General features: G+C 73.0%; 3 protein-coding genes and 1 pseudogene. 2 read left to right on the forward strand and 2 right to left on the reverse strand.

What is annotated here, in order from left to right:
* Window positions 1-135: 135 nt before the first annotated feature.
* Window positions 136-699, reverse strand: a complete 564-nt coding sequence (locus AB0M27_RS47035; RefSeq protein ID WP_365732348.1) for a hemerythrin domain-containing protein — start codon at window positions 697-699, stop codon at window positions 136-138.
* The gene (locus AB0M27_RS47040) at window positions 666-1,214 is read right to left on the reverse strand and encodes a polysaccharide pyruvyl transferase family protein (protein WP_365732349.1); all 549 of its coding nucleotides are present in this window, start codon (window positions 1,212-1,214) and stop codon (window positions 666-668) included. Before AB0M27_RS47040 ends, AB0M27_RS47035 begins: the two co-directional genes overlap by 34 nt.
* A gap of 791 nt (window positions 1,215-2,005) precedes the next feature.
* Between AB0M27_RS47040 and AB0M27_RS47045 the strand changes: the two are divergent.
* Both AB0M27_RS47045 and AB0M27_RS47050 read left to right on the forward strand, forming a co-directional pair.
* Window positions 2,006-2,959: pseudogene (locus tag AB0M27_RS47045) on the forward strand (NAD-dependent epimerase/dehydratase family protein); the annotation flags it as partial.
* Window positions 2,945-3,373, forward strand: a 429-nt coding sequence (locus AB0M27_RS47050) for a carbamoyltransferase N-terminal domain-containing protein (protein ID WP_365732350.1), incomplete at its 3' end; no start/stop codon positions are given. The pseudogene AB0M27_RS47045 and the gene AB0M27_RS47050, both read left to right, overlap by 15 nt.

Genomic DNA, 3,373 nt, shown 5'->3' on the forward strand with positions numbered 1-3,373 from the left:
CCGAGGAGGGTGCCCGACGTCGCCTGGGCGCCGGGCGTGCGCGTAGCACTCTGCCACAGGTTCACTACGCTTCGCTAATCCAACTGGTGAGCCTCCGCTCTCGCCGACCCAGCCGCCCCCACTCCCGCTCTACCCTCAGCTCTCCTTCCCCCGCCCCGACAACGCGTCGCGCATCCTGTCGACCAGGCCCGCTCCCGGGGCCAGCAGCTTGTTCGCCGGGGGAGTGTCCGGTGCCGCGGGGTGCGGACGGGTCGGGGCCATCTTCTTCGCGCGGCGCACCTTGTCGCCGAGGTCCATCAGCGCGTCCGCCGGGCAGGCGGCCTCCATCTTCGGGAAGAGGTTCTGCTCCTCGTCCATCACATGGGACCGGACCTCACTCATCAGCTGTGCCATGAGCGTGTCGAACCGGGCGTCGTCCGCCCGCAGACCCTCCATGTCCTTCATGATCCGCTCGGCCTTGGCGTGGTCCTCGATCTCCTTGTCGGCGATGGCGTCCCCGCCCGTGATGTGCTTGCGCACCGCCGGGTACAGATGGGACTCCTCCGCGACCGAGTGCCGTACCAGCTCGATCGTCGCCTGGTCGGCGAGGTCCTTGCGGTCCTTGGAACCGGGCGGCAGCGCCTCGATACGGCCGAAGATCTCCTCCACCTCACGGTGATCGGTCGTCAGTTCCTGGATGACGTTTCCGCCGTGACCCATGTCGTCACCTCCTGCGAGACATCGCGGCGGCCCATGAGCGGCCTGCCGTCGCCGCGCCGAGTGCCCCGCGCACGCCGCGCTACACGGCGCATCCGCGCGGGATCAGCGCACCGAGTGCCGGGCCGCGGCCAGCCGGCCCGCGCCCACCGCCACCAGTGGTCCAGCAACTCCTCGCTCTGCGCCCCCGCGTCCACCAGCGCCGGCCAGCCCACCGCCCGTACCTGGGCGCCGACCTTGGCGCGGCCTGCGACCCGGCCCACGGCGATCACCGGCGTGCCGGTGCGCAGGGCCAGCACCAGGCCGTGCAGCCGGGTGGTGACGACGAGGTCGCAGCGGGAGACCAGCGCCAGGAACCGCTCGGCCGTGGCGCACAGCCGCCAGTCGTCCGTGGCCAGGCGGGTGTCGGCCGGGAGACGTGCGCAGTCCTTGCCGGCCACCCAGCCGGTGAGCCGCGCGTCGATCTCCTCGTGCCGGCGGCGGGCGCCGTACTCGCCCTGCCCGTGGGAGAGCACCACCCTGGCCACGGCCCCGGCGGGCCCGCCGGGCCCGTGGCCGCGAGGTCGCGCCGGGTCGGGGCCGCGGTGCCGTCCCGGGCGATGATCTCGTGGAAACCGGTGGCCGCGGGATCCGCCGGATCGACGACCGAGACGCCGGCGGCCAGTCGCCGACAGGTCCTGAACCTGGCATGCAGCGCGGTGACTTGAGGTCCTGCACCGGGCCGCACACGAAGAGCACCGAGTCGTACGCCTCCGGCCGGGCCGCCTCCAGCGACAGCTCGCCGGGACAGAACCGGGCTCCACGCGGTGTCGTGCCGGATGCCCGCCCGGGTCAGCTCGGCCGACGCGTGCAGCTGGGCGAGCACGTCCCCGCCGTCGCCTCCCCGTCCCGGAAACTGAACCAGCCGGTCAGCAGCACGCGCCCGGAAGACCGGCCGGGCTGCCGCAGAGCACGCGGCAGCGCCGTGGTGACCTCGTCGTGCACGGCTGATTCCAGCCCCTTTCGGACGTCGCCGCCGGCCGTCTCCACCTGCTCTGACGGCGTTGAAGTCGCGCGAGTACCCGGCTTTCCGGACAATAAGGATGCAATGTGCGAAACAAACTGGCAGGGGAACTCTGCGCCAGTGCCGTCCAGCAAGCGGCGGCCGAACAGGGCGGTCCTCCGGACCAGCGGGGCCGAGCCCTGTTCTCTTTTCCCGAGCATTTCCCTCAGCGGGCCGACACGTTCGGGCCCGGCGACGCGGCATGCGCCGAACGCCCAGGCAGGAGCGTTCCCAGGGCGCGACGACGTGGACGAAGGAACAGCCCACATGACCGGTGACACACCGTCTTTCTGGCGGCGCGCCCTCGTGACCGGGGGCGTCGGCTTTCTCGGCTCCCATCTGTGCGAGAGGCTGCTGGATTCGGTGGTCGAAGTCGACTGCGCCGACAATCTCGCCTGCGGGCGGCGTGCGAACGTCGCCGCTTTCGAGGACCGGCCCGGTTTCCGGTTCGTACGGCTCGACGTCTCCGCGCCCGATTGCGAGGAGTTGCTGCCGGGGCCGTACGACCTGGTGCTGCACTTCGCCTGCCCCGCCTCGCCGGCCGACTATCTGCGCCTGCCCCTGGAGACCCTGGACGTCGGCAGTCTCGGCACCCGCAACGCGCTCGCGATCGCAGAACGCGACGGGGCGCGCCCGCTGCCGGCGTCGACGTCCGAGGTGTACGGCGATCCGCTGGTGCGTCCGCAGCACGAGGGCTACTGGGGCAATGTGAACCCGGTCGGGCCGCGCAGCGTGTACGACGAGTCCGAACGGTTCGCCGAGGCACCCGTCACCGCGCACGCCGGCACCCGGAGCACCGACACCGGGATCGTGCGGCTGTTCAACACCTATGGGCCGCGGATGCGGGCCCACGACGGGCGCGCGGTGCCCACCTTCATCTGCCAGGCCCTCGCCGGTGAGCCCGTCACCGTGGCCGGTGACGGCGGCCAGACCCGCTCGCTGTGCTACGTGGACGACACCGTCGACGGCGTGCTGCGGGTGGCCGCGAGCAGGTCCGTGCGACCGGTGAACATCGGCGGCAGCGACGAGATCACCGTCGCCGACCTGGCCCGCCGGGTCGTCGCCCGCACCGGCGCCCGGTCCCCGATCGCGTTCATCGACCGGCCCGTCGACGACCCCGGCCGGCGCCGCCCCGACACCACCCTCGCCCGCGAACTGCTCGGCTGGTCGCCCCGGATCCCCTGGGAGGAGGGGCTGAAGCAGACCATCGCCTACTTCGCCGCGCAGCTCCCGCAACCGCCATGGCGCGAGGAGGACCCGGACTGCGCCGTCCTCGTCCTCGACGGCCGCGGCGAGTGCGGCTCCCATCTGGCCGGCCGCTACACCAACCACGAGCTGACCGTCCTCGGCACCCAGCAACTCCCGGACTCCCCTGGCCTGTTCTACGAGGACCTCACCCAGCACCTCGGATTCCTGCGAAGCAGCGACGAGTTCAAGGTGATGGCGCGCGCCTCCGACGGCACCCCGCGCTTCGCCGACCGCCTGCGGGAGTACGTCCAGGCCGACGAGCAGGGCGGTTTCCGCGCCCGGCCCGTCCCCTGCGCCGATCTCGTCCCGCCCCGCCCGGCCCGCCCGGCCCGCCCGGCCCGCCCGGCCCGCCCGGCCCGCCCGGCCCGCCCGGCCCGCCCGGCCGGC

It is taken from the genome of Streptomyces sp. NPDC052107 (assembly GCF_040680215.1).
In the GTDB taxonomy this organism is placed as follows: Bacteria; Actinomycetota; Actinomycetes; order Streptomycetales; family Streptomycetaceae; genus Streptomyces.